The following is a 26,868-nucleotide window of genomic DNA, read 5'->3' on the forward strand; positions in this document are numbered from 1 at the left end:
ATTCAGGATTCAGGAAAAAGAAGAAAGGATTAATAAACATCAATTATGACAATTAGCAAAATCAGCCGCAGATCCTTTTTATTTCTGGGTGGGGCAACCTTAGCACAAGGATTAACCTTAACATTACCTAGTTATGCTCAACCAGTCCAAGTAAACAAAAGTCAAATTAATGGTATCCCTTTTTATCAAACCATAGTTGATCTCACAGATCCAAAAACCTTGATTACAATGGGTTTAGCCAAAAATGCCAGCTTTGCCAACACCATTCAAAAAACCAGTGGTGATGAAGAATTTAGTAAATTAGTAGCGCGTTATAAGGCCACTGTGGTTGCTAATGGCACATTCTTCGCCAAAAATCCTCAAAAAACAGTGATGGGTAACATGGTAGCTGGGGGAAAATTTGTCAAATACAGTCGCTGGGAAAATTTTGGGACTACCTTGGGATTAGGAGTCGGCAATAAACCAGAAATGGTAACAGCCAGAGTAGACGGTAAACCCGAATGGAATAAACACTGGTTTTCCCTAACCTGTGGACCGAGATTATTGCGACAGGGGGAAATATGGATAAATCCCAGTATTGAAGGCTTTAAAGATCCTGTTGTTTTAGGCAATAGCGATCGCACAGCCATTGGTTTTACTCAGGACGGCACAAAGCTGATTTTAGCCAATTTTGAAATTAACCTCACTTTACAGCAGGAAGCAGAGGCAATGAAAGCGATCGGTTGTTATGAAGCTATGAATTTAGATGGTGGAGCATCCAGAGCCTTAGCCAACAAGACTAATATTGTAGTTCCCGCGGGTAGACCTTTAACCAATGTAATCGTCATTTATGATGCCACAAATCCCGCTCCCACAGCCTTAGAACAGGCATGGCTGAAGTTTCAAAAAGGAGAACACCCTTCCATACCTGCCTCGTAAATAAGGCACGGTTCAGGAATTAGAGGAATAATTACCAATTAGCCAGCCCTTGATTACGGAGTCAGGGGTATAGTATTTAATTTTTAATGGGGTTTGACGGCAAATACGACTATAAAGTTACGGTTCACCCCAATTCCTGAAAGTATTAATTCCCATACATTAGTCAATGTGAAAGCACATAAATCCATGAAACCACTAGACATAATTTATAAAATTCACCGTTCCCCTGACGGTTCGGTAAACCACCCTGCATGGAATGGCTACCACTGAGTTTATTTCTATTTCTTGCCCTGGGTAGCCTAGTTTGGGATTGTCTTCCCAGCAAAGCCATCAGTTTCTTTTTGGGCAACTGATTGTTATTAGCAGTTAGTTAATGCAATTTTATATTCTCTCTGAGTTCATTTAGTAATTTTATACGGAGCAAACACCCAAAATGGCAAAAGTAGTTGGAATTGATTTAGGAACGACTAACTCCTGTGTGGCAGTGATGGAAGGTGGTAAACCCACCGTTATCGCTAATGCAGAAGGTTTTCGGACAACACCCTCGGTAGTTGCATTTGCCAAAAACGGCGACAATTTAGTTGGTCAAATCGCTAAACGCCAAGCGGTAATGAACCCCGAAAACACTTTTTATTCTGTAAAACGCTTTATTGGTCGTCGCTTCGACGAAATTACCAACGAGGCTACAGAAGTTTCTTACAAAGTTCTCAGCAGTGGCGGTAACGTTAAGGTAGACTCTCCCGGTGCTGGTAAACAATTTGCTCCTGAAGAAATTTCTGCAAAAGTTCTCCGCAAATTGGTTGAAGATGCTAGTAAATACTTGGGTGAAACTGTTACCCAAGCTGTAATTACCGTCCCTGCTTACTTCAACGACTCTCAGCGTCAAGCTACTAAGGACGCGGGAAAAATCGCTGGTATTGACGTTCTCCGCATTATCAACGAACCTACCGCAGCTTCCCTAGCTTATGGCTTTGATAAAAAGAGCAACGAAACTATCCTCGTATTTGACTTGGGTGGTGGTACTTTCGACGTATCCGTTCTAGAAGTAGGCGACGGTGTATTTGAAGTATTATCAACATCCGGTGATACTCACCTGGGTGGTGACGACTTTGATAAAAAAATCGTTGACTTCCTAGCCGAACAGTTCAAAAAAGACGAAGGTATTGACCTCCGTAAGGACAAACAAGCCTTACAACGTCTGACTGAAGCCGCAGAAAAAGCCAAAATTGAACTTTCTAGCGTTACTCAAGCAGAAATTAACCTCCCATTTATCACTGCTACTCAGGACGGTCCAAAGCATTTGGATACAGTTCTTACTCGCGCTAAGTTTGAAGAACTCTGCGCTGATTTAATTGACCGTTGCCGCATTCCGGTGGAAGATGCACTTAAAGGTGCGAAGTTAAATAAGACCAATATTGACGAAGTTGTTCTCGTTGGTGGTTCTACCCGGATTCCCGCAGTTCAAGATGTGGTCAAACGGGTGTTAGGTAAAGATCCTAACCAAAGCGTTAACCCTGATGAAGTTGTAGCTGTTGGTGCTGCTATTCAAGCGGGTGTCTTGGCTGGTGATGTTACGGGTATCTTGTTGTTAGACGTAACACCATTATCTTTGGGTGTAGAAACCTTGGGTGGTGTGATGACTAAAATTATTCCTCGCAATACTACAATTCCTACCAAGAAATCAGAAGTGTTCTCTACTGCTGTAGACGGACAAACCAATGTGGAAATTCACGTTCTCCAAGGTGAGAGAGAATTCGCCAATGATAACAAGAGCTTAGGAACTTTCCGTTTGGATGGTATTCCTCCTGCTCCTCGTGGTGTTCCCCAAATTGAAGTTACTTTTGATATTGACGCTAACGGTATTCTCAATGTTGCGGCTAAGGATAAGGGAACTGGTAAGGAACAATCTATTAGTATCACTGGTGCTTCTACTCTGGATAAGAATGATGTAGAACGCATGGTGAGAGAAGCTGAACAAAATGCTTCTTCTGATAAGGAACGTCGTGAAAAAATTGAACGCAAAAACCAAGCTGATTCTTTAGCTTATCAAGCTGAAAAGCAGTTACAAGAGTTGGGTGATAAAGTCCCTGATGCTGATAAGACTAAGGTTGAAGGTTTAGTTAAGGAAGTACGGGAAGCTGTTGCTAAAGAAGATGATGCTCAAATCCAGAAGTTGATGCCAGAATTGCAACAAGCTCTGTTTGCTATTGGTAGCAATATCTATCAACAAGCTGGTGATGCTGCCGGTGCTGGTGGTACTGAACCTCCAAGCGGTGGTTCTGCTCCTTCTGGTGATGATGTTATTGATGCTGATTTCACTGAAAGCAAGTAGTCATAAATTCTCATCAAGGGCGGGGAACCCCCGTCCCTACACTATTAATACCCACCTAGCGCAATAACTGGATGGGTATTTTTTAATGGTAATTAAATTAGTTATTGCGAGATAGTGATTATTAATAAACCCAGTTGCTTAAAAATTCTATTTGTCCCTGCATACCTTGCGTTGATTTAGTGTTAATCAGCCGCAAAACTCCACGCATTAATTCGCCAATTCCGTATCTTTGTTGAGGTGCTAAAATTATTCCAGCGTGAGACAAACCTTGTTCCAGTAAAGTAGTATGGATCTGGTAAAAGTCCCTAGCATTAAAGCTAAATATAACTCGGTTATTTTCTTTAGCCCAAGTTAGCTGTTCTGGATCTGATTTATACAACATTCCCACATCGGCAACTGTTAATACATCTACATTGCGGGAACGTAAGGCTTGAACAAAATCTTCATCCATTGCGTCTTCGTCAATATACAACCGGATTTTATTCATCTGCATTTTTATCTTTATGGCTATGTAAAGTTGCCAAATTCCAGTATTCAGCGTCTGCTTCAGCCAATTCAGTCTCAATTTGATTAGGATTAGCGTGATAGTAAGCTAAAGCCGCATATACTTGAGCAAGGTTAAGGTGACTTATCCGGCGGGCAATTTCTTCAGCATTTGCACCTTGTTTGTAAAGAATAACCACCCGACTTACAGAAGTTTTAGTCCCTGTAATCATGGGACGACCATTATTCACACCTGGAGAACAGGTTACTAGCGTACCAATGTTAGTAGCAGTTGCCATAGTTGACAGAATTACTTGCTTATTTTACTTCACTTTAGTCTATCATAAGCGTTTCAGCTAATAAGAGACTTCCAATTAAAAAAATATCCTAAAATTTCTTGTGGTGCGGGCATACTATGGCTAACGCCACGCTTCGCTATCGACAAGCTCAGTACAAGTCTTGCCCGCTAATAATACAAGGACGGGCATCCCACATCCCACAAGATTGGATAGCGAGGCGCTGCTGCAAGCAGTTCATCTTTTTTGTGGAGTTCTCTAATGCAAATTGCTTCTTAATAAGTAGTGAGACAGAATTAATTACACAATGTCATTGCGTAATCGTTGCGTGGCGTTAGCCATATGGAACGAAGTGAAATGAAGCAATTGCAAGGGTTGTGATTGCTTCCCTTCGCTCGCAATGACTGTAAATATTAGCTCTTCGGTACTTGTTATGCTAAATTATTTTTTTTAAATCCCAAGATCCTTGTTATATAAGGATTTTACATTAATTTATTGGTTATTTTGACAAATTTGGTATCAAAAACAATAAAATCCTTTATTTATATGGGTTGTGGGGTAAATAAACTCATATTTGGCATAACAGGTACGGAAGAACCTAAATATTTTTGTCCAATTACTTATATCAAATCAAAGGCACAAAAAAAGAGGTCTTTTTAGACCCCTTCCAAAATCAAAATAAAATAATGTTTGATTTATAGAAATTAAGACAAACCAGCATTAGTACCTTGTTTACCGGTTGCTAATTCCACTTTAACAATCTTGCCACCCATTTTTTGAATCCGTTGTTGTTCACGGAACCAATTTTCATAAGGAACTAACTTAGTAAAGTAAGTATTTTGTAATTCGCGTTGGGTGCGAGTCCGAGATAGGCTAGGAACACAAGCAGTTACTTTAAATAAACGAGCCATTTTGTTTTAAATCTCCTGATATTGTTTGGGAAACTTTTTTATCTCAAATGTCTTGAGTGAAAATCTTTAATTTATCTGTAAGGATTTAGCTATCAGTGGTCAGCTTTTCTAAATTTTATGCCAAAAACTATATTTGATTACTTATCAATATATCAAATATTCTGACTCCTGACTCCTGACAATTATTTTTTCCAAGGCTGGAAATCAACCATCAGCACCAGACTGATAACACTTACAATCAATTAGCAAGAGAACCTTCTAGCAATCATGATTGATCTCCAGACCTTAATAATGCCGCACCTACATCACTAAGTGCAAAGCTAACTCCTAGCTCAAGCCAGAGGAGATATAGTCGAAGTAAACGCCCATTTCCTTACCAGCGTCAGGACCAACCAAACTAGCGGTTACTTCCTTCATAGCACTGATAGCTTGAATTGTAGCGCCTACGGGTACTCCCAAGGAGTTGTAGGTTTCTTTCAAACCATTTAATACACGCTCGTCCAAAATGGAAGCGTCACCAGCCAACATAGCGTAGGTAGAATAGCGCAAGTAGTAATCCAAGTCACGGATACAAGCTGCGTAACGACGGGTGGTGTACATATTACCACCGGGACGGGTGATGTCAGAGTACAACAAGGATTTAGCTACAGCTTCTTTAACGATCGCAGCAGCATTAGCGCTGATGGTTGTAGCTGCACGAACGCGCAGTTCACCAGTAGCGAAGTAGCCTTTTAGCTTTTCGAGAGCAGCGGTATCAAGGTATTTACCTTGAACGTCTGAAGAATTGATAACGGAGGTAATTGCGTCTTGCATTGTTGTTTTTTCCTTATTTCCAACCTTATTGCTACAGTTTTAGTTTGAGCCGAGTTACAGCTAAAACTTACTGCATTGCACCAACAACGTAGTCGAAGTAAGAACCAGCTTCACCAGCGTCTTCAGAAGACAATAGGGTAGCAGCAACGTTCTTCATAGCGGCAACGCCACCAGCAACTGCATCAATGGGAGTACCCAAAGATTTGTACATTTCACGCACACCAACGATACCGATTTCTTCGATGGCTGTAACATCACCAGAAACGATTCCGTAGGTAACGAGACGGAGGTAGTAGTCCAAGTCACGCAAGCAAGTAGCTGTCATTTCTTGACCGTAAGCGTTACCACCGGGGGAAACAACGTCAGGACGTTTTTGGAACAGTTGGTCGCCAGCTTGCTTAACAATGCGCTCGCGGTTTTCGGTCAATACTTGAGCGATGCGGAGACGTTGTGCGCCACCAGCAACAAAACCTTTGATTCTATCTAATTCACCGGGGCTGAGGTAGCGAGCTTCCGCATCAGCATTCACGATGGCTTTCGTGACGATACTCATTAATGGATTCCTCCAAAACTAATGGAACCAGAATTTGATTAAACTGGTACGACTTTATGTGGTTGATAGTGACTTGACAACTTGGTTGACATTTTTAGCCAGATTGTCTGGATTTGGTGTAAACCAGGTGGAAAACTCAATTACCTCCCGCAAAATATTGTCCAGTATTATGTTGAGCATTTATTACTGCTCTTAATATTTTGTAACACTTATTTTCAGATTTGCTCATTCTCAGGGAACAGGGAACAGGGAACAGGGAACAGTAAACAGGGAACAGGAAACAGGAAACAGGAAACAGGGAACAGGAAACAGGAAACAGGAAACAGGAAACAGGAAACAGGGAACAGGGAACAGGGAACAGTAAAAAGCCTGTGAAATCCAGATTAAACAGTCTTTTCTGAATCATGAGGGAGAAGAAAGGAAGAATTATCTCTTGCCTCTTGCCTCTTGCCTCTTGCCTCTTGTCTCTTGCCTCTTGCCTCTTGCCTCTTGCCTCTTGCCTCTTGCCTCTTGCCTCTTGCCTCTTGCCTCTTGCCTCTTGCCTCTTGCCTTCTTCCTGTCACCTGTCACCTGTCACCTATCTATTAGGAAGACCACCTGTTAAAACAGAAGGAGATAAGCTAGACCAGGATTGCTTCACTAGGTCGGCTTCAGCTTGAACACTGCCTAAATAGTTACCTGCTGGTAAAGATGGATAGCGTTTGTAGGGAACAACGTCTTCACCAAAGTAACGAGCATACTCAGGACTGTTAACAATTGCCTCTACTGCTGCCCGTAAACCGCTATCAGCCAATAGTTTGTTATATTGACGGATTTCGCCCTGAGTAGCGGGTGCGCGTCCCAAGAGGTGACGGAATAGGAATTCAATTACCTTGGTGTTGGGATAGGGGGTGTAGAACCGTTTGCGATAGATTTCGGAACTGGCTAGTTCGAGAACAAATTCCCGCACGGTAATTTCGCCGTTACGCAATTTGCTGTCTAAGTCAGAACGGCGGAAATAAGCAGGTACTTGACCGCTAAATACGTCCATAACTTGGATATAGATAGCATTGATGACCTGATTGGTTTCTGGGGAATTTGTGCCAGTGGTAGCACGGTAAATCCGGGCTGGTTTGCGACGGCTTGTACCGACACCAACTTCTACAGATTGACCACGACCATCGTTGAAAGAACGACCCAACTCAATAAACAAGGGTTTTGTCTTGTCCATTTTCTTGGCTTGGGCTGCTAAATCTGCGATCGCCTTCGCTAGAATTGGCGTATTCTCAGTTTTAATCCGTGGCTTCACAGTTTCAAAACTAGGAACAACCACATCATCATTTTGCTTGGTTAACTGGTTGTAAAGCTTCTCAGTATTGGGGAAATTAGCCGCAGGTAAAGTGGGGAAGCGACGGAAAGGAACGGTATCTTCACCAAACACCTGACCATATTCAGCACTTTCAACCATCGCGCTAATAAAAGCACGAATCCCTTGAGTAGCTAAAATTTGGTTGTATTTACGAATTTCTGCTTGGTCAATAGGAGCGCGACCCAAGAAATGCTTAGTACCCAACTCAATTACCTTTGTATTGGGGTAAGGGGTGTAGAACTCTTTCTGATACAGGCTAGAGTAACCCAAACCTTGAATAAATTCCTTAACGCTGATTTCACCGTTCACCAACTTACTTTCTAGAACTGTAAACTCGTTCTTAGAGATGTAAGGAGCAATATCGCGCTCGAAAATCTGCCGATAAGCACCGCTAATCACAATTTCCGCCGCAACCTTGTCATTTTTAACTGCTGTCAGTTTAAAGACTTTGGTTTGCTCACGTTGCTTAGTAACACCTTGGTTAATGCGGAAATCAATATCTGGTTCAGTCCGCATTTCTGTGACTGCACCCAATTCCACAAAGCGAGGAGTTTCTTGTTTCTCAACATTCGCCAAATCTTCGCGGATAGTCCCCACACGTAATTGACGTAAAGACACACCCGCAGGAGTTAGATAACGCTCGTAAGGAACTGTATCTTCATTAAATGCTTGGCTGTATTCGTCACTGTCAAGAATGGCATCAACGACCGCATAAAAGCCCTTCTTAGCAGCAATGTCAAAATACTTGTTGTTTTCTTCCCGACCGTAGGTAGGACGACCTAACAAGCGACGGTGAATATATTCAATCGCTTTACAGACATAGAGAGAAGTCCAGTACATCTTGCGGAATAAATCCGACTTCGCCAACATCCGCACAAACTCGCGGACGGTGATATCGCCGTTTTCCAGCTTAATTTCTGCAACCTTCAGACGTTGACCTTCGTAAACATCACGACCAAAAACTTGTAGATAAGTAGCCTTAATTACCGCTTGGGTAGAACTTTCCGAGAACTTGACACTTACACCCTTAGGAGCTTTTCTGCCAATAGTTCCAGGTAACTGGTCTAACTTGAACACCTTCGCGCCCAAAGTCCCAGGAGCTACACTCCGAGCATTAGGATTGCTGAGTTGGTTATTGATACCAGGACCTTGGTGAATCAAGATCCGGCGGGTATCCTTACTAAATGGTGCAGGGCTGCTGCTGGGGTTGCGGGTTTCTTTCGGGAAAATCGCCCCAAATTGGATTTCCAAGGGGTCATTACCAGAACCGTAGGGATGTTGGTCAGGTAATGGTTGTTCGTAAGCAGCAAAAGTTGTAATAAACTGAGGAACTTTCCGGAAAGGCGCACTGTATTTAAACAGGTCTTGCTGTTGTCCCCAGTTACGACATTCTTGGGCTTCTTGACCCAGACCCCGAATGTAGGGAACTGTTTCTTCACCAAAGTAATCACTGTATTCGGTAGAATCTACCAAAGCATCAACTAAACCTGCTAAACCTTTGAGTGAGACAATGGCAAAGTATTTTTGCACTTCTTCCCGGCTACTTGGACCCCGTCCTAAAATGTGACGGAAAGCCAATTCAATCACCCGGCTATTAATAAAAGGCTGATAAAACTGTTTTTGGTAAAGGGGGGATTTAGCTAAACGGCGAATAAACTCCCGCATGGAGATCTCGCAATTTTTAACTTTAGATTCTAAGTCAGAAATAGACAAGCTATAAGCACGGGTAATATCGCGCTCAAATACTTGACGATAAGCAGCTTTGATAATTTCAGTCTTCTCGCTAGAAGACAAACCGGGCTTCATGACGTACTTGGGACGACGTTCTGCGGCAACAGCGTAAATTTGTGGCAGTTGTAACCCTTGTTGGTCGCCGGAAGGACGTTGACGAACTTTAGTAGAAGGTGTTGGTGCTTTAAATTCCGTCAGCAACACATCCATGTACTGAGTCACAATTTCTGTAGCTGCGGCATCTTTACGGAAATAAGACAGGGACGCTGCTTTAATTTCCTGCAAAGCAACGATGGTTGCTTCCCCAGAACAAGCATTTTCAATAATTTCCCGCAAACCTCTGGTATTCACAGAAATGATATTGGGGTCGCCAGCGACAATGGCGTAGGTGGCATAGCGTAAGAACCAGGACAAGTCCCGTAAACTCTTGGCCATGTTGCTAGGACCATAACGAGCAACGTTAATAGGTCTAAAGCCTGGAGGTGTTGGTCCACCAGCAGAAGTATTGAAGATAGAACGGAGGTTTTCAAAGAAACCACCACTACTTTCAACGTAGGTGACTGTTCCTAGTTTCATGCCCTCTTGGACATTAACACCTGCGCCGACCATTGCCAATTCTCGTTCTTGGGGCTTTTCAAAGAAAGCCATTGGTGAACCACCAATGAAAATCCGGTTAGCCGCACGAGAAACGATAATTTCGGAATTGTCGGTCAAAATCTTGGCAATTTCTAACCGCTTTGCACCGGAGGCAAAATAGCTGCTAAGTTCACTTAGTTCACCTCTTCCCAAAAAGCGGTCTTGTTGTTCCGCTTGGGAAATGGTAGAGACAGGTAAGGTTTGATATAGTTGCGGACGCGCAACTGAGCTTCCACCGCTTGCCTTAACACTCATGGGTTTTTTAAGACTCCTATCATAACTGTTTATGTGTTAAGCCTGAGTTATTTATTTTAAGGCTTGACATTTGTGCGTATCTATGGATTTTACGCCTATAAAACCCAGTAAATTAACTCGGTCAATTTTTAGATTAGAACGTTTTGCGTTTACGCTGTTGGTTTATTAAGAAGTATGTCGAATCTGTAATCTAAATTTTGATATTCAAGAGGATACATACTTGGATTTTCTTGGCTGAACACAGATTTTATCCCAAATTCTGCACCAATTTAATTCTTAAACTTATTTATAAGAAAACAGGCTAAAAACTAGGGTGTTAATTCTGAATCCCTTATCCCATAAGACTTCATGCCCAAAATGTGTCGCATATTTTTATGAGAAAGTGCCTGGAACAGATGCTTTCGGTGTAAACTACGGTAACACCAATAATTTCCCAGGAAATCGCTCCAAAACCCACAAAATTAACATACTAGTACAACACGGCATAAATAAACCAACCATTCTAAATCGTTAAAAAGCCTATACTGTCTTCGTTTTGACTTTTGACTTTTGACTTTTGACTTTTGACTTTTGACTTCCGCCCTGCGGTACTAGCTTACTCCTCAAGAGTTTTCTTCTGGTTCTTCCGTTCATGGCAAACCTCGTTTGTCTAAAATTGGCAATTCCCGTTTGCGTCAGGCTCTTTTTATGCCTGCGATTGTTGCTCGTCGCTATAATCCTTTGATTCACTCCTTCTGTGAACGTCTTTTGGCTAAAGGTAAATCTAAAAAGTCTGTTATTGGTGCAGCCATGCACAAGCTTTTACGCCAAGTTTTTGGTGTTCTCAAGTCTCAGACCGCTTTTGACCCTAATTTTCTTTCTCCCACCACTTGACTTTCAAGACAGTATCTTGTATCTACGTTTAGAATCAAACAATCAAGCTGTTTTGAGTATAGCTATGACTTTAACATTCAAATTCCCTACATGATCATTAGTTGGAGTACTGAACAGACACTGAGAACTTAAACTGACAATTTAAGCTTGATGTCAGCAGTCAAGGCACTTGCATCAAGGGTATTAATCAACCCATCACCATTGATATCAGCAGTGGCATCAAAAATTCCCTTATTAAAGTTCGTTTTTGCTTGGTTCAGTGAACCTAAATCACCAGTATTAACTTTGCCATCATAGTTGATGTCTGAGTTAAAGGTGGATTTACCGGACAATTTAACCTCGTACTGAGACCAATCAGGAACGTTGGTAAACAATACCAGACCATTAGCAACATTAAAGTTTTCCTTAGCTACCAAAGGATCATAGGTCAAGTTAACCCGTTGGCTCGAACCCGGATTCAGGAACAGGTCTTTATCCCCTGACAAATCCAGATTTACAGTCACCCCGCCGACATTAATCTGAATATCGGAAACCACCAGGATACCTGTCCCCGTATTGTTGATATCAAAGTATTTGGTGATATCAGCATAATTGGGGCGGACATAATCGCTGTCTTGGTAGCCCTTACGAAACTGGGATAGTTCTGTTGTGAATTTGATACTAGAATCATCGGCATTGCCTGAATTATCGGTAATAGCCAAACCTGGAATCACAATATCAGCTTCCTTTTCAACTGTAATAGTAAAGATATCACTAACATTTGCTCCGGCTTTATCTGTAGCGATCGCCTTAACATTCAAACTACCAACATTATCATTACTGGGAGTACCGCTAAAGGTGCCAGTTGTGGGATTAAAGGTTAACCAACTTGGTAAAGCATTGCCATTTTCTAATGTTGCGGAATAAGTCAGAAAATCACCAGCATCAATATCGCTGAAAGTGTTGGTGGGAATTTGGAAGTTAAAGAGGTTATCTTGTTTAGCGTTTTGATCGGCGATCGCATTACTCAAAATCGGTGCATCGTTGATGTTTTCAACGGCAATTACAAAGATATCACTAACAGTTTCCCCGGCTTTATCTGTAGCGATCGCCTTAACATTCAAATTCCCTACATGATCATTAGTGGGAGTACCGCTAAAGGTGCGAATTGTAGGATTGAAAGTTAACCAACTTGGTAAAGCATTGCCATTTTCTAATGTTGCTGAATAAGTTAGAACATCACCAGCATCAACATCTGTGAAGGTATTGGTAGGAATTTGGAAACTGAAAGCGTCACCTTGTTTGGCGGTTTGATCTGCGATCGCACTATTTAGAATCGGTGCATCGTTGACATTTTCAACGGTAATTACAAAGATATCACTAACATTTGCTCCGGCTTTATCTATTGCGATCGCCTTAACATTCAAATTCCCTACATGATCATTAGTGGGAGTACCGCTAAAGGTGCGAATTGTAGGATTGAAAGTTAACCAACTTGGTAAAGCATTACCATTTTCTAATGTGGCTGAATAGGTAAGAACATCACCAGCGTCAATATCAGTAAAAGTGTTTTCTGGGATAGTGAAACTAAAGGCTGTATCTTCAGTTGCCGTTTGAGGGGCGATAAGGTTAGTAACCGTAGGCGGATGATTAACTATGATTTGTTGGTTGCCAAAATCAATTCCTGTACGGACTGCTCCTGCTGTCAAGTTAACGGTATGAACAAGGTTAATGGTATTGTCGAATATGGTAGTTGCGCTATTGTTATTGTTGTTACCCGGATCAACAGGATTGGGGTTAGAAGTTGCATCACTGAGATTGAGAATACCTTCTGCGAGTTTCAATAAATCTACACGGGGATAATTTGCTCCTGTGTTGATTACGTTGTCGTTTTCGTTATCACCGTCGTTGATAATGACACTGTTTGTACTCAGGAGATTGCGGAACTCATTAACTGTCAGTTTCCGACCAAGTTTTTCTACTGCTATCTGCTGTACGAGAGTTGCCACACCTGTCATGTATGCCGTTGCTTGGCTAGTTCCTCCCATAGAGGTAGTACCACCACTGGCATTAGCACCTGTAATTAAGATACCAGGAGCAAATACATCTAACAAGTTGCGATCGCGTTGGGAGAAACTAGCAATTTGATCAGCAGTTGTTGTGTAATCAATTGCACCACCGACAAAGTTTTTCGCGCTGCTAGAATTATCAGCCCAAACCGCGCCAACAGCAATTACATTGGGATCTATAGCCGGATAGGCTAATCCTGTTTTACTACCATACTGATAGAAACTATTACCTGCTGCCGCACTGATAATAATGTTTTGGGAGGCGATCGCTGCTAATTCATCACCAATGCCATAACGAGAAGTAGCTGTTGTCCAGTTTTGACTATCTCCCAGAGAAAGGTTGACAGACGCAATATTATATGCTGTGCTATTAGCTGCCACCCATTGCAGGGCTTTTTCTAAATCGGAGAAACTGCCAGAACCATTATCTTTAAAGACTTTTAAGGCGATGATATTGGAATCGGGGGCAACGCTGGTAAAGATGCTGGCAATGTGAGAACCGTGATTATTTTTATCACTGGCATCTGTGTCATTATCGGCAAAGTCGTATTCATAGATAATTTTATCAGCAATACCGTTATTATCAGCATCAGCCCCAAAGATGGGATGATTTAAGTCTATACCCGTATCAATGATGACAGTAGTTAAACCGTTGCCTTTGATGTTAGCAAAGCGGCTATCTGCCCGGAAATTATCCAGGTTAATTAAAGAAGTTGCCTGACTATCCACAAAACTGGAAATTGTGGTGCTAGGACTTTCCAGAGGGGGCGTTACTGTAGGACTGGCAAGGGCATCGTCATCAACAATAGTCACAGTAGCACTGCTTTGATTACCGATGGTTGCGCCACCTGTGGGGTTAGTCAGTTTAATTGTAAAATACTCGTCTCCCTCAACTTTGTCATCGTTACGGATTTTGATGGCGTTAGAATTACCTAACAGGGCATTCTGCACATAAACGAGTTTGCTGGTTTCATTTGCAGCGAAAGTGACAGTAATCGGAATATTGTTGAAATCATTATTGACAGAACTAGCCGCACATCCACACCCTTTGGCAGTACCATCAATGAAGCTAAGTGTGGCACTAACCGTATTACTGGCGTTTCCTGTGCGAGTTACCCAAATTTCTGTGACTGCTGTGCCGTCTTCCTTAACTATATAATTAGCCGCATTAAAGTTGAGTTGCACCTCGTTGGTTGAGTTGAGGGGCGAAATAATCTCTAAAGTTGGCGTATAAAGGGGAATTTCCGCGTTAGTGGTAGTGATATTAACGCCGGGGAAGGTTTGCTTCCATCCTGGTTGTTGAACTTCAGCGACGGTGTAAACTCCTGGACGCAGATTAGTAAATTGATAATTACCGTTTGTGTCGGTAATAGTTGAGATTTCGCCGTTGTCTAATTGTCCGTTGGTGTTGGTATCGAGGTAAATTGTCCAACCTTGTAAACCAGTTTCCCCAGCATCTTTCACCCCATTGCCATCAAGATCATGCCATTTCATGCCGCGAATTTCGGCATCATTATCGGTGATGCTGACAGCAACATTAGGAAGTGTGGCATTGTTGTAATTAGTATCTGCACTGCTAACACTATGGCTAATTGTACTGGTGTGGTTTCCTTCGGCGATAGTGTCGTTAACGGCTGTAACGGTAACAGTTTGGGGAGTATTCCAGTTAGCAGATGTGAAAGTGACGGTAGTTTTATCAATGGTAATTTGATTACCACCGTTTAGGGTAACAGTCACATCAGCAGTCGGTTGAGTTTTGAGAACAAGGGTATAACTATCAGTATTACCGCCTTCGGTGACGGCAGTGCTACCACCACTTTGAGTTAAAGTAATGCCGGGAGTTGGCGGTGCAGCAATGGTAAATGTTGCGGTTTTGGCTGCATCACCACTATTACCCGTATTATCTTGGATGGTAGTAGCATCAACTTTTAAGCTGTAAACACCAGGAGTGTTAGTTAAACTATCTAACCCGTTAATGCGATAGGTTGTATCGGAGAGATAGGTAACAGTGACGGTATTAGGTAAGGTTAGGTTAACACCGTCACGGCTGAGGGTCAGATCACTCTGATCAAAGGTATTGAGGTTAATTTGTTCAGAGAATTGAACATCAATAGTATTGACTGGGTTAGGGGTTGAGGTGGGAAGGTTAGGAAATTGGGTAATAGCTGGTTGAGTAACATCAGCAAAAACCCCAAGGGTAGCAGTTGAAATGTTTCCGGCAGCATCTTGTACCCGAATTTCTAGGTTACGAGAACCGGGGGAAGGGAGTTGAATATTGCCACTAAATTGCGTTCCGGTGACGTTAGCTTGTCCTAAGTCTTGGTTAGTGGTTAGGTCTTTGATATATACCCGGAGGTTAGATTCGGGTAAATTGCCTGTAATGGTGATATTTTGGCTATTAACTCGGAATTGTCCGAATTGATTGAGAATCCCTAATGAAGCAGTTTGTAGTTCGGCTGTTGGGGTAGCATTAACTTGAATATTAGTGGGAATATTGGGGGCAATGCTGTCTAATGTCCAGGTTTGATTTAGGGAGTTACTGACGCTATTTCCTGCTGCATCTTTAATTCCTGTACCGTTGACGGTGAGGGTGTAAACGCCGTTATCAGCTTGTAGTCCGCTTAATCCTTTGATGGTGTATGTGGTTTCGTTGCGTTTTTCTAGGGTGACACCATTGGTGATTAAATTGGCACTCCCATCACGGTTTAAGATCAGGTCATTAAAATTCAGTGTATCTTTGTTAATTGCCTCAGAAAAACTGATTTCTACGCTAGTAACTGCCGTATTGCGAGGACTGGTGAGGTTAGTAATACTGGTGAGGGTGGGAATGGTGTTATCGAGTACCCAGTTAAAGCCTTTACCGCCTACGCCGTTGTTACCATCAGTATCCTGTACGCCATTAGCGGTGACTAATAGTTGATAATCCCCTTCGGTGTTGGTAAATTGGGCAAAGTTACCGACTCGGAAGGTAGTCGCATCAATTTGGGTGATGGTGACGGTGTTGTTAACTAAGCTTTCGCCATTGTTGCGTAGTAGGGTGATGTCGGTGTAGTCGAAGCTACTGGGGTTAATGGCTTCTGTGAAGGTGACATCGAAGGTATTAACGGCAGTGTTAAGTAAGGTAGAGTTAAAGCCGATAATTGAGGCAATAGCGGGTCTGTCGCCTGTAAATGTCCAATTTTCGTTAACAATACCTGCCCCGGCGTTACCTGCTAAGTCTTGGATGCCTGTCGCATTAACACTAAGTTGATATTGTCCAATATTGCCTGTAATTCCGGTTAAATTATTGATTTGGAAGGTAATCGGGTCAATTTGGTTGATTGTCACCCCGTTAGTAATTAAATTTGCCCCACCATCAAGGGTTAAGCTTAAGTCTTGATAATCAAAGGTATTGGTGCGGATGGCTTCGCTAAAGACGACGGTTAAGCTATCAACAACTGTATTGCGGGGGTTGGGCGAAACATCAACGATTTCGCGGACTTGGGGGGCGGCGTTGTCGTTGCTGTTGTAGATGATTTTGTAGCTGCCCGTGCTGTCTTTGTCGAGGAAATGTAGTATATTTTCGTATACTGGTCGTCCGGTGGCGGGGAAGGTGCGATCGGTGCGCCAGATGTTGTCTAGATTGATTAAAGTACCATCGGAACGTAATAGCTGTTTAATTTGGAATTGTCCGTTGGCGGGATCTTCGAGGGTGATATAAGTCCAACCGACCTCACCCCCTAACCCCTCTCCTGTGAGGAGAGGGGAGTTTACGGTGATTTGTGCTTCTAGGTCGAAGATGGTAACGGGTGCGTCAACGGTGGCGGTGTCAACGGTGGTGACGGGTGCGGTTGTGCCGTTGCTGAAGTAGAGGGTATCGGGGTAGAATTTGGCATCAAAGGTGTCGTTAACGAGGAAATCAGGCAGATTATCACTGTCTGCTGCAACTTTTTGGATAAGTTCGTGAATTTTGACTTCTTTGATGAGGGAGAGTTCTTTGTTGCCGAGTCCGTTGACGTGTTCAAAGGTGGCTTTGTATTCGATGAATTTACCCTGTAGGGTAGATTTGAGCAACCAGTTAGCGACGGCGGTTTCTCCTGCTGCAATATCGCCAAAGTTGACTGCGAGGGAGGGAGTAACGTCTTCTCCGTTGACTTGGGAACCGATGATATTGAAATTAATCAGTAATCCTTTCTCATTTTCGATGATTTTGGGTTGAGAGGAGGTAATGCTGAGATTTTTCGCGTCGCCATAGCCTTGATTGCGGACTAAAACGGCGAGATCGAAGGGTACAGCTACTTCGGTGGCATCAGTGAAGGGATCATCGCCATAGACGTTGCGGGATTGGAAGTAGTCTAGGTACAGTTCGGCTTGGGGTAGGACGGTGATGGGAGTGGAAAGTAAGGGGACGTTAATGACTTGTCCGTTTTCGGTGTAGGAGAGTGTACCGCCGATGTTGTAAGTGGTAGCGGTTTGGGGTGCGGCGAGGTTAGTGGGGATAAATGTCCATTCGGCACTGCCTAAACCTTCATTTTGGGGGGTGTTGGGGTCATCGCCTGTGAGGATACCTGTACCATCTACTGCGGTGATATTTTTGATGGTGGGGTTGGTGATGCCAAAGAGGTTGTTAACGATATTGCCGTTTGCGTCTTTGACTTGGAGGGTGACGGAGAGGTTTTCGAGGTTGGTGGCGTTGCCGTTGTCGATTTCTAGTGCGCCGAGAAAGGCGGAACGAGTCATTACTGCTTCTTGGTCAATGGTAATGCGGACTTGAGCGCAAACTCCAGATTGAATCTCATTAGATTGAATCTCATTGTCAGCTTTTTTTGCGGCAGTGCTAACAGCAAACTCCACATCATTAGGTAAACCATCACCGTCAGTATCGGCCGCCGTACTACCTTGAAATACAAGACTAGCAGTTAAATCAATTCCTCGTCTTGATGATGGTGTATAGCCATAACTATGACTAACTAAGCTTGTTATCGGATCAAAGACTACCATGTGATAGTATTGATTAGAAGGTAAGACAGTTTGAAAGTTCCCGTTCTGGTCACTCTTTATCCGTTGAACGACATTATTGGAAAGATTAGGGAATTCAATTGCAATAAAATCATCACCCCATTGAGGATAAACTACTGTATCTAAACCTGTTCCTATGAAACTAAAGCGAGATTTAGAATTATTGGGATCGTTACTGGTAATTTCAACTACTCCTCGATCTAATCCCAACTTGTTAGGATCAAACTCAACACCAAAAGACCACGACTCACCCAAGTTTAGTGTAATAGGATTAGTGGCTAAGTTATTAGCAATATCAAGTAATTTGAAAGCACTACTACCTTCAACTAATTTAATATCAGAAATACTAAGAGGTTGAGTACCGTAGTTAGTAATTGTTGCCAGATTATGCGTTTCTACTTTTCCACCAACTACAGCGACACCACCTAAATTATTGTTCTGGGTGTTGAAGGATAGATAAGGATTGGTACTTTGACCAAATCCTGTCAGTGGAATTTCTACAATTGGTTGAAGTGCATCGCTATTAATTACTAAGGTAGTGTTGGACTGACCAATCACAGAGGGGTCAAAACTAATCCTAATCGGTGTATTTGTTCCTGGTGCAAGAACTAAACCACTGGTGAAGTTGCTTAAGGTAAATTGACCTGTATTTCCTGCAAGGGAAATATTATTAATTGTGGCAGATTGATCGCCTACATTAGCAAGAACAAAGTTTAATGTTGCTACCGAACCAGTAAGATTGACATTTCCAAAATTGATAACATCAACAAAGTTTTGAGAGCTACTATCTAACAACCATAAAAGTCCATCATTAATTGGTTGCGGTGGTTGCGAATCTGGATCATTTGTACCTTCAGGAGCATCTCCTCTTCCTGTTGTAATATAAGTCGAATAATACTGAACTGCTTGTTGTCCTTCGGCTTGATTCCAAGGTAGTCCTAATGCAATTTTGAAAGCATTGGCTGTGGTTGTAAAACTCTTTTGTGCGCCTAATACAAACCCTTGAGCCATTACATCACTAGCGTTGAAATTATTGGTGTGGTTGAGTCCAACATTATGCCCCAGTTCGTGAGCAATGGTTTTACCTAGCGATCTGACTAATTGTTGGCGAGTCCAGTCTCCTGTTCTTTCAGTAAAGTAGCGATTGAGATAAACATCAACATGACCATTGTAATTTTCATTTAATGCTTCGGATAACCTAAAGTTTTGTTCAGCTTTACTATAGATTGTCCGTTTGTTGTTAATGTCGTCAATATTGAACTGGCCATTCTCGTTATCAACAATAAAAGCATATCCTAACGTTGGAGAAGATTCATCTAACAAGTCCAGAGACTCTGCTTCCCAGTCATCAAAATCAACTGTCCCAGATGATGAAGAAGTTACTCGTTCTAACCCTGCACTAAATGGATTGAGCAACCCTGCTGCTTCAGCAATCACATCATTAATAAATGCGGATGCTTTTATAGCATCAAAAACAACAGTTCCATCAGCGTTAGCTGTCCCAAAGATCAGTTTTTCATTGGTAGTCATGTCATTACTAAACGCATTCTCAACAGCATCTGTAAAGTCATCAGGGTTGAAGAACGAACTAACATCAACAAACCACTTTTGTTTGGGTTCACCATCACCTTTAAGCTTAAGAGTACCAACATCTTTTCCAGTGGGAGTTTTAATGGTTAAAGTTCCACTTTGATCTAGTCCAACTGAAGTTGGCTTAAATTCGACAGTTGAACCTGAAGCAGAAAACGCACCTGAAGCACTAAGTTGAGGGGTTGCCGAACCTGCTTTTAAGCTAATCGGTTTGGTTCGAGTGCCATTGACGAGGGTATCCTCGAACTCAATGCGTTTATCGTTATGGTCAGCATCCGTCCCATCAATGAAGCGATATAGGTAATAGGTAGTCTTTTCAGTATGCGTAGAGCCATCTGGCTTACCTGTCACTTCAGTGATAATAATCTTGCTACCATAAAGAATATTTTCATTAAGTTGAGAGAAAGGTGCGCTTTTTGTACCTTTTAAAATTCCAGCCATTTCAACATAGGATTGGACAACCGCTTCATAGGAGCGTTTTTCTCCACTTCCTGCTGATAGGGTAAATGAACTACCCATTAAAGGTTCGGTTGTTCCTGACTGTTGTTTCATAAAGTCAGCTAAAGGTCTCTCTACCTGAATGTTGACAGAAATATAGGGCTGTTTCTTGTCAGGGTCTTCGGGTCTTTGAGGAATGTTACAATCTTGTGGTGGTGTTGGTGGTGGTGGGGTATCAGGTATCCTCTCAGGTGCTTTCCATTCTTTTTTCGGGAATGAGCCACTTTCCCCCGAAATTAATGGGATAACTTGTTCCGATTCATTTTTTGTATCTTCAGGAGTCGGTGGTGGCGGAGATAATGGTGGTGGGCCACCAGAACCGCCGCAGCTACCATCACTACAATTAGATGGCTGGTTAACTATAATAGGAGTGGGAGTAAATTTAGGAACCGCAGGTACAGTTGGAGTTGGAGTTGGGAGAATTCCACCATCTGGCGGACAATTACCTTCTACATTGTTAGAACCAATTCCTGTTCCAATCGGAATTCCACCACGACATGGAATTATGTACTGAAGAAAACCAGGGAGCGAACAAGAAACAGATGGTGTTGTGGTAGCTAGTGTTGCTAACTCATTACTATTACTTGTTAAAGTATCAAAATCCGCAATTCTAGTAATTCTTATAGGAATAGTTAGAGAACTTTTTGCTCCCAGTGAAACAATATCTTCGATCAAAGGCTCAACTTTATAGAAAGGATGATCTGCAAATTGCAATTTGAGATCCTGGGCAGCAATTAACCCATGATTGGTAACTCTCATATCTACTTGCTTGACTTGACCAACCACTTGCAGATCCCCATAATCAATTAATGGCGGATCAATTACTACAACAGGAATCGGTACATCAGTCTCAAAAACACTTTCAACCGTGATATTGTATTTATCCTGAATCTCTGTTGGGGTAACATTCCAAATATATTGAACGGTTTGGCGAGATAAAAACGCATCAACATTCTCCGTTTCCCCTGCATCTAACTGAATCGTTTGACGGAAAGTATCGTGCTTATCTGCCTTAATTTCAATGTTATAAAACCCTTCATTAATATTAGACAGGTTAATCATTCCTGTCTCATCTGTCACCGTAGTGGCTATCACTGCATTACTGAAATAATCCCGTAACGTTACCGTTGCATTCGCTAACTTCGGCGCACCTTCTGCAAAATAGAATAATTCATCAACCGTATTAATCCGTATATTACCTTTAGCATCACTTACCGCACGGAAGTTAAAATCAACAGATAAATCCCCATCATTTCCAGCAGCATCTAAGAAGAGATTGCCTGTATATTCCGTTAACGGTAAATTCGCCTCTGGAGACAGTAATAAAGTAACTTTTGTAGATTCTCCCGAATTTAACGCCGAAATTGTCACAGGAGAAGCTAACTTTAACCAAGGTTCATTCGGTAACAACACCTCAATATTTTCTGCAACCCCTCCCCCCTCATTCGTCACCTCAAATTCAACAACCGTCTGATCTCCCCGTAACATCCCACTACTCACCAAATTAGTAGAAGCCACTAAACGGGGGACAATGCGCTCTAAATTGACATTAACAGGTAAAACCGCCGTCGCGCCTTCCGCACTGGTAAGCTTGATATTAAAAGTATCTTGGGTAATATAGGAATCATTAGGCGCAGTAATCGTGTAGCTAACGGTATTATTCCCCGAACCATCCAAGACTGAGGGGGTATTAACCTGCACATTCCACCCATTCACCACACTATCAACCGTCGCCGTAATCCCCGTTAACCCAATATTCGTGATGTTTTCCAGTCCGATAGAACCAGTAAAGGGAGAATTGGCAATGACTTTATTGGTGACTTGATTGCTATTAAACTTCATCCCCAACAGCTTAAAACTGTCTTCGGGTGCTGTATCTTCGTTGGGATTACTGGGGAAATAGGCATTAATGTTATATTGTCCCCCTTCTGTGGGTAGGGGATTAAATGCCTTAACAAAATTGCCGTTACCATCCGTAAACGCGCTTAATTCCCGAATTGTGCCGTTATTTTCAACTTTAATGGTGACAAATTCAAAAGGTACAGGGGAATTATCCGCATTATTAACCGCACTTCCTCGCAATGTCACCGCTTGTCCATTTGTCCCAATTACCGTATCAGTGGAAACGGTAGCGCGATAAGCAGGAGTAACTGTAATGGCATTGGTGACGGTGTTATTCTGTTCTCCTAACCCCGCGCCTTCATTAACAGTATTGTTAGCGTCAGTGGTGGCAATTAAATAATATTGTCCCGCAGTTTTCGGCGCAAAGAAGGGGATATTACGGTCATAGAAAGAATTAAAGGGAATATTTGGGGTAAAGGTGGTTTCAGTGATCAGAGTATCACTACTATCAAATTTATTATCAGTAGAAAGATAAACCTTATCTGTCCAAGTTCCCGAAGCAGGAGATAAACCTTTATTTTCGACTTTATAGGTTAAATAAGACTGTTTACCCGTATAAAGGGGGTTAGTTGTTGCTGCTAAATTAGTAATTTGTAAATCTGGTACATCAATGTCACTAACCTCGACAGTTTTCACCCCATTATTAAACCCGTTTGCAGTTGCAGTCAGGGTGACACTTTGAATACCATCGTTAACCCCATCATTTACCCCAGTGACAATAAAGGTAGCAGAGGTTTGTCCGATGGGAATAGTAACAGTTTGGGGTGTGGTTGCTTCAGTGGTGTCGCTACTGGTGAGGTTAACGGTTAATGCTTCTGTTGTGGGGGTATTTCGGGTAATGGTAGCGGTAGCAGTTCCCGTCTCGCTGATAATATTTTTATCGAGGGTTAGGGTTAAGCTAGGACTTTCATTATCTGTAACATTAAGATTAGCAGTTGCTTGTCCTGCATCTACCGTTATATTTGTCCCTGTATAGGTAGGTTTAGCGGTAATAATAAACGCTTGTGTGCCATCTAAAATGGTATCATCAACCCCTTTTATTTCAAAGGTTGCTGATGCTTGATTAGCAGGAATAATGACGCTGGTGGGAACAGTTGCTTCTGTGGTGTCGCTGCTACTAAGTTGAACTTCTAGGGGAGTATTGGTAATAATATTTCGGGTGACTGTAGCGATCGCTTTACCCCCATTCTCGCTGATACTATTAGCAGCTAGGGTCAAGGTTAAAATCACCCCATCATTATCTATCACTGCTACAGTATTCTGACCACTAATAAACCCAGAAGCTGAGGCAATAATTGTATAGTTTTTCGGCAGTTCTATTAAGGTATCATCGACGGCAGTAATATTAAATGTTGCTGAAGTTGCACCTGCTGGAATGGTAACAGTTGTAGGTACAGTAATTTGACTACTTTCACTATTAACTAAGGTGACTGTTAAGGATGCTGTAGTGTCTGTATTACGGGTGACTGTTCCCTGAATGGTGTTACCTTCGTTGACTTGTTGGGAATTAATATTAACCGTTAAAGTGGGTTTAAAATCATCATCCAAAATGTTGACAATCGCGCTCTTTTGTGCATCATTAATTGTTGCTCCTCCAGTCGGGTTAGTTAGGGTTAAGTTGATGGTTTCTGTATTTTCTAAAACCGTATCATTGATGATGGGAATAGTAACTGTTTTACTGGTTTCTCCATTAGCAAAGTTAACCGTAATAGGTGTAGCAACATAATCACTTCCTGATGTTGCTGTACCATTTATTAATAATATTTGTGCGCTAATTGCCCCATCACTTCCCCCAGTGCGGTTAATAGTAACTTGAGTGACAGGTGTGCCATTTTCATTAATATCATAAGTGGCATTGCTGAAGGATAAAACACCAGGCACTGCATCATTATCAATGATACTTAAAAAGGCTGTTGTTTGTGTCCCTAATATTGCCCCATTGGTGGGATTTGATAGGGTTAAGTTGACTGTTTCTGTGGGTTCATAAACCGTATCATTATTGATGGGAATATTAACAATTTGACTGGTTTCTCCATCAGTAAAATTAACCGTAATAGGTGAATTATTATAATCACTTCCTGCCGTTGCTGTTCCATTACTAGGGGTTAAAGTAACACTAACTATGCCATCACTTCCCCCTGTACGATTTAATGTTATGTTAGTAACTGGTGTACCATTTTCATTAACACTATAACTACTCGTATTAAAAGCAATTGTACCCGGTCGTAAAGGATCATCATTAATGATGATTAATGTGGCTGTTGTTTGCGTTCCTAATGTTGCACCACCAGTGGCATTTGTTAACGTTAAATTGATAGTTTCATCGGGTTCAAATTGAAGATCATTAACGATAGGAATGGTGATAGTTTTACTGGTTTCTCCACTAGCAAAACTAACCGTAATAGGGGTGTTATTGTAGTCAGATGGTGCAGTTGCTGTACCCCCTGTATAGGTAATGGTTGCGCTAACTGCGCCGTCACTTCCTCCAGTACGATTTATGGTTATATTAGCTGTTCCGTTTTCGTTAACGCTGTAACTTGCAGTATTAAAAGATAATGTACCTGGATTACTTATTGGATCAGGTTGTAAAGTAAATAAAGCACTATCAGGAACAATTTGCTTGGGAATATTGCCATCAACACTTGACCAAGAAAAATTCATGACTTCGCCTCCATTGGCCTCACCGTAGAGCATTAAAATGTCATGTAATCCTGCGGTTAAAAATGCTGTACCACTTATTTCTATCGTGCCGTGTAATCCTCCATTATTAACTGTAGAATTACTAGCAGACGGAGAAAATGCTGCACCATCTAAAAATAAATAACTAGCATCATCACTATTCAAATAAAATGTGTAATTTCCAGTTATAGGAATATTAATATATCCCTGCCAAAGAACACTAAAAGTGTCTAAATCTGCGAGGGAAGTATTGCCAAGATTCCAAGAATTACCAGCAAAGTCTATCGTGCTATCATTGCGGCTGAGAACGAGTTGATTTTGAGCAAAGAAATTAAAATTATCGTTCCAATAACCATCGTAATATTGTGCTGCTAATCCACCAGAAGCTACGCTAGGATTCGTAAAGTAATTAGAATTAATATCTAATCCTGTTACTCCTTCAACAACGGCAATTAATTCATCGGGTTCTGTGCCTGGTTTATCAATAAATATTCCTGTTCCTGACACTCCAGCAATGGGAGAATTAGCGAGAATATAATTACTTTTTGCCCCGAATAATTGAATCTTATCTTCATTGATATTAAAGTCTTTAATCAGGGCATAATCACTAATACCATTAGTGCTAGTATTGCCATCATCATAATAGGCTTTTGTCGCATCTCCTAAGATAAAGCGATCGCTTCCTGTTCCCCCTTCTAATGTATCAATTTCACCGATTCCAGGAGCAGCCGCAGTAGTATTAACACCAATTAGGCGATCGCTTCCATCCCCACCATTAAGGGAGTCATTACCAGTACCCCCTTCTAGGGTATCATTCCCTGCATTACCTGTGAGGGTATTATTGCCACTGTTACCTGTGAGGGTATTGTTAAGGGTGTTACCCGTCGCATTGAGGTTATTTGTGCCTGTGAGAGTGATATTTTCAACATTAGCGAGGGTTTCAACGCTGTAGGAAATAGAAGCTTGAATGATGTCTATTCCTGCACTAACATTCTCATTGATGGTGTCCCCTAGTTCATCAATAATGTAAGTATCATCGCCGATACCCCCTTCAAGGATGTCAATACCCGTACCACCGTTGAGGGTGTCATCCCCTGCACCACCTTTTAAGGTATCTTCAAGGTTGCCACCGATGAGGTTATCGTTACCGCTACCACTTGTAATGTCAAATTTCTCGATATTGACGTAATTTACAGAGTTTCCAGTGGTGGAGATTGTTCCACCGCCATTATTAGGGGTTGTGGAGGTTATATTGGTGCTAAGGGTGGAGTAGTCAACTTTTAATAAGTCAATATCCGCACCTCCATCAACATTATCAACACCTAGTCCGGGGTCTAAAGCATCATTACCCGCTTCACCATAAAGGTTATCATTCCCCCCTAACCCTGAAAGAGCATCATTACCGTCCCCACCATAGAGGTCATCTCGATTGGTATCACCTCCTTGTAGACTGTCATCTCCGGCTTCTCCAAACAGTTGGTTCCATCCCGTTGCACTACCAATGACCGTATCATTGCCTGCACCCGCATAAATTTGATTTTTCCAATGGCCATCGTAATTATCTGTAGCCGAAACGTTGATATTATCGTTCCCTGAACCTGTTCTGAGTCGAGTTCTTTCTATTCCTTGGAAAACTGTGCCGTTATTTGACCCACCTGTGATAGTGCCATTGTTGACATTGGTATAGATAATGGTGGTGTTGGCTGTGTCGTTACCGTTGTCAATGTCTAGATAGTCGCTGCCATTTCCCCCATCAATACTATCTGCACCTGTTCCTGGAGCTAAATAGTCGTCTCCGTCTCCCCCATTTAAGTTATCATTACCCGCTTCACCATAAAGGTTATCATTCCCCCCTAACCCTGAAAGAGCATCATTACCGTCCCCACCATAGAGGTCATCTCGATTGGTATCACCTCCTTGTAGACTGTCATCTCCGGCTTCTCCAAACAGTTGGTTCCATCCCGTTGCACTACCAATGACCGTATCATTGCCTGCACCCGCATA

9 protein-coding genes and 1 pseudogene are annotated in these 26,868 nt (G+C 42.1%); 3 read left to right on the forward strand and 7 right to left on the reverse strand.

Translation table 11 applies throughout. From position 1 onward, the window contains the following. The first annotated feature begins 45 nt into the window (after positions 1 to 45). Together AN486_RS14620 and dnaK are read left to right on the forward strand one after the other, a co-directional pair. On the forward strand, positions 46 to 918 hold the full coding sequence (locus AN486_RS14620; RefSeq protein ID WP_290601267.1) for a phosphodiester glycosidase family protein: 873 nt from the start codon (positions 46 to 48) through the stop codon (positions 916 to 918). A gap of 433 nt (positions 919 to 1,351) precedes the next feature. Next, positions 1,352 to 3,250, forward strand: a complete 1,899-nt coding sequence (gene dnaK / locus AN486_RS14625) for a molecular chaperone DnaK (protein ID WP_053537473.1) — start codon at positions 1,352 to 1,354, stop codon at positions 3,248 to 3,250. Between the two features lie 121 nt (positions 3,251 to 3,371). Here dnaK and AN486_RS14630 read toward each other — a convergent pair whose 3' ends face one another. The 6 genes from AN486_RS14630 to AN486_RS14655 form a co-directional block, all read right to left on the reverse strand. Further along, the gene (locus tag AN486_RS14630) at positions 3,372 to 3,743 is read right to left on the reverse strand and encodes a DUF5615 family PIN-like protein (RefSeq protein WP_290601269.1); all 372 of its coding nucleotides are present in this window, start codon (positions 3,741 to 3,743) and stop codon (positions 3,372 to 3,374) included. Next, entirely contained in the window at positions 3,730 to 4,032 is a 303-nt protein-coding gene (locus AN486_RS14635; protein WP_053537474.1) for a DUF433 domain-containing protein, read from the reverse strand. Before AN486_RS14635 ends, AN486_RS14630 begins: the two co-directional genes overlap by 14 nt. A gap of 701 nt (positions 4,033 to 4,733) precedes the next feature. Beyond that, positions 4,734 to 4,940, reverse strand: coding sequence for a phycobilisome linker polypeptide (locus AN486_RS14640; protein ID WP_027402734.1), 207 nt, complete (start codon positions 4,938 to 4,940; stop codon positions 4,734 to 4,736). Between the two features lie 327 nt (positions 4,941 to 5,267). Further along, on the reverse strand, positions 5,268 to 5,753 hold the full coding sequence (gene apcB / locus AN486_RS14645) for an allophycocyanin subunit beta (RefSeq protein ID WP_027402733.1): 486 nt from the start codon (positions 5,751 to 5,753) through the stop codon (positions 5,268 to 5,270). 67 nt (positions 5,754 to 5,820) lie between these two features. Then, a complete protein-coding gene (gene apcA / locus AN486_RS14650) occupies positions 5,821 to 6,306 on the reverse strand; it encodes an allophycocyanin subunit alpha (protein ID WP_193891438.1) in 486 nt (161 codons plus the stop codon). 577 nt (positions 6,307 to 6,883) lie between these two features. Continuing rightward, positions 6,884 to 10,276 carry a phycobilisome rod-core linker polypeptide gene (locus AN486_RS14655; protein ID WP_290601272.1) on the reverse strand — a complete coding sequence of 1,131 codons (3,393 nt, stop codon included), beginning with the start codon at positions 10,274 to 10,276 and terminating at the stop codon, positions 6,884 to 6,886. Between the two features lie 606 nt (positions 10,277 to 10,882). On the opposite strand from AN486_RS14655, the pseudogene AN486_RS14660 reads away from it, so the two are divergent. After that, a pseudogene (locus AN486_RS14660) lies at positions 10,883 to 11,149 on the forward strand (transposase); the annotation flags it as partial. Between the two features lie 128 nt (positions 11,150 to 11,277). On the opposite strand, the gene AN486_RS14665 reads toward AN486_RS14660, so the two are convergent. Further along, positions 11,278 to 26,868, reverse strand: a 15,591-nt coding sequence (locus tag AN486_RS14665) for a Calx-beta domain-containing protein (RefSeq protein WP_290601274.1), incomplete at its 5' end; no start/stop codon positions are given.

Source organism: Anabaena sp. AL93 (genome assembly GCF_001672085.1).
GTDB lineage: Bacteria > Cyanobacteriota > Cyanobacteriia > Cyanobacteriales > Nostocaceae > Dolichospermum > Dolichospermum heterosporum.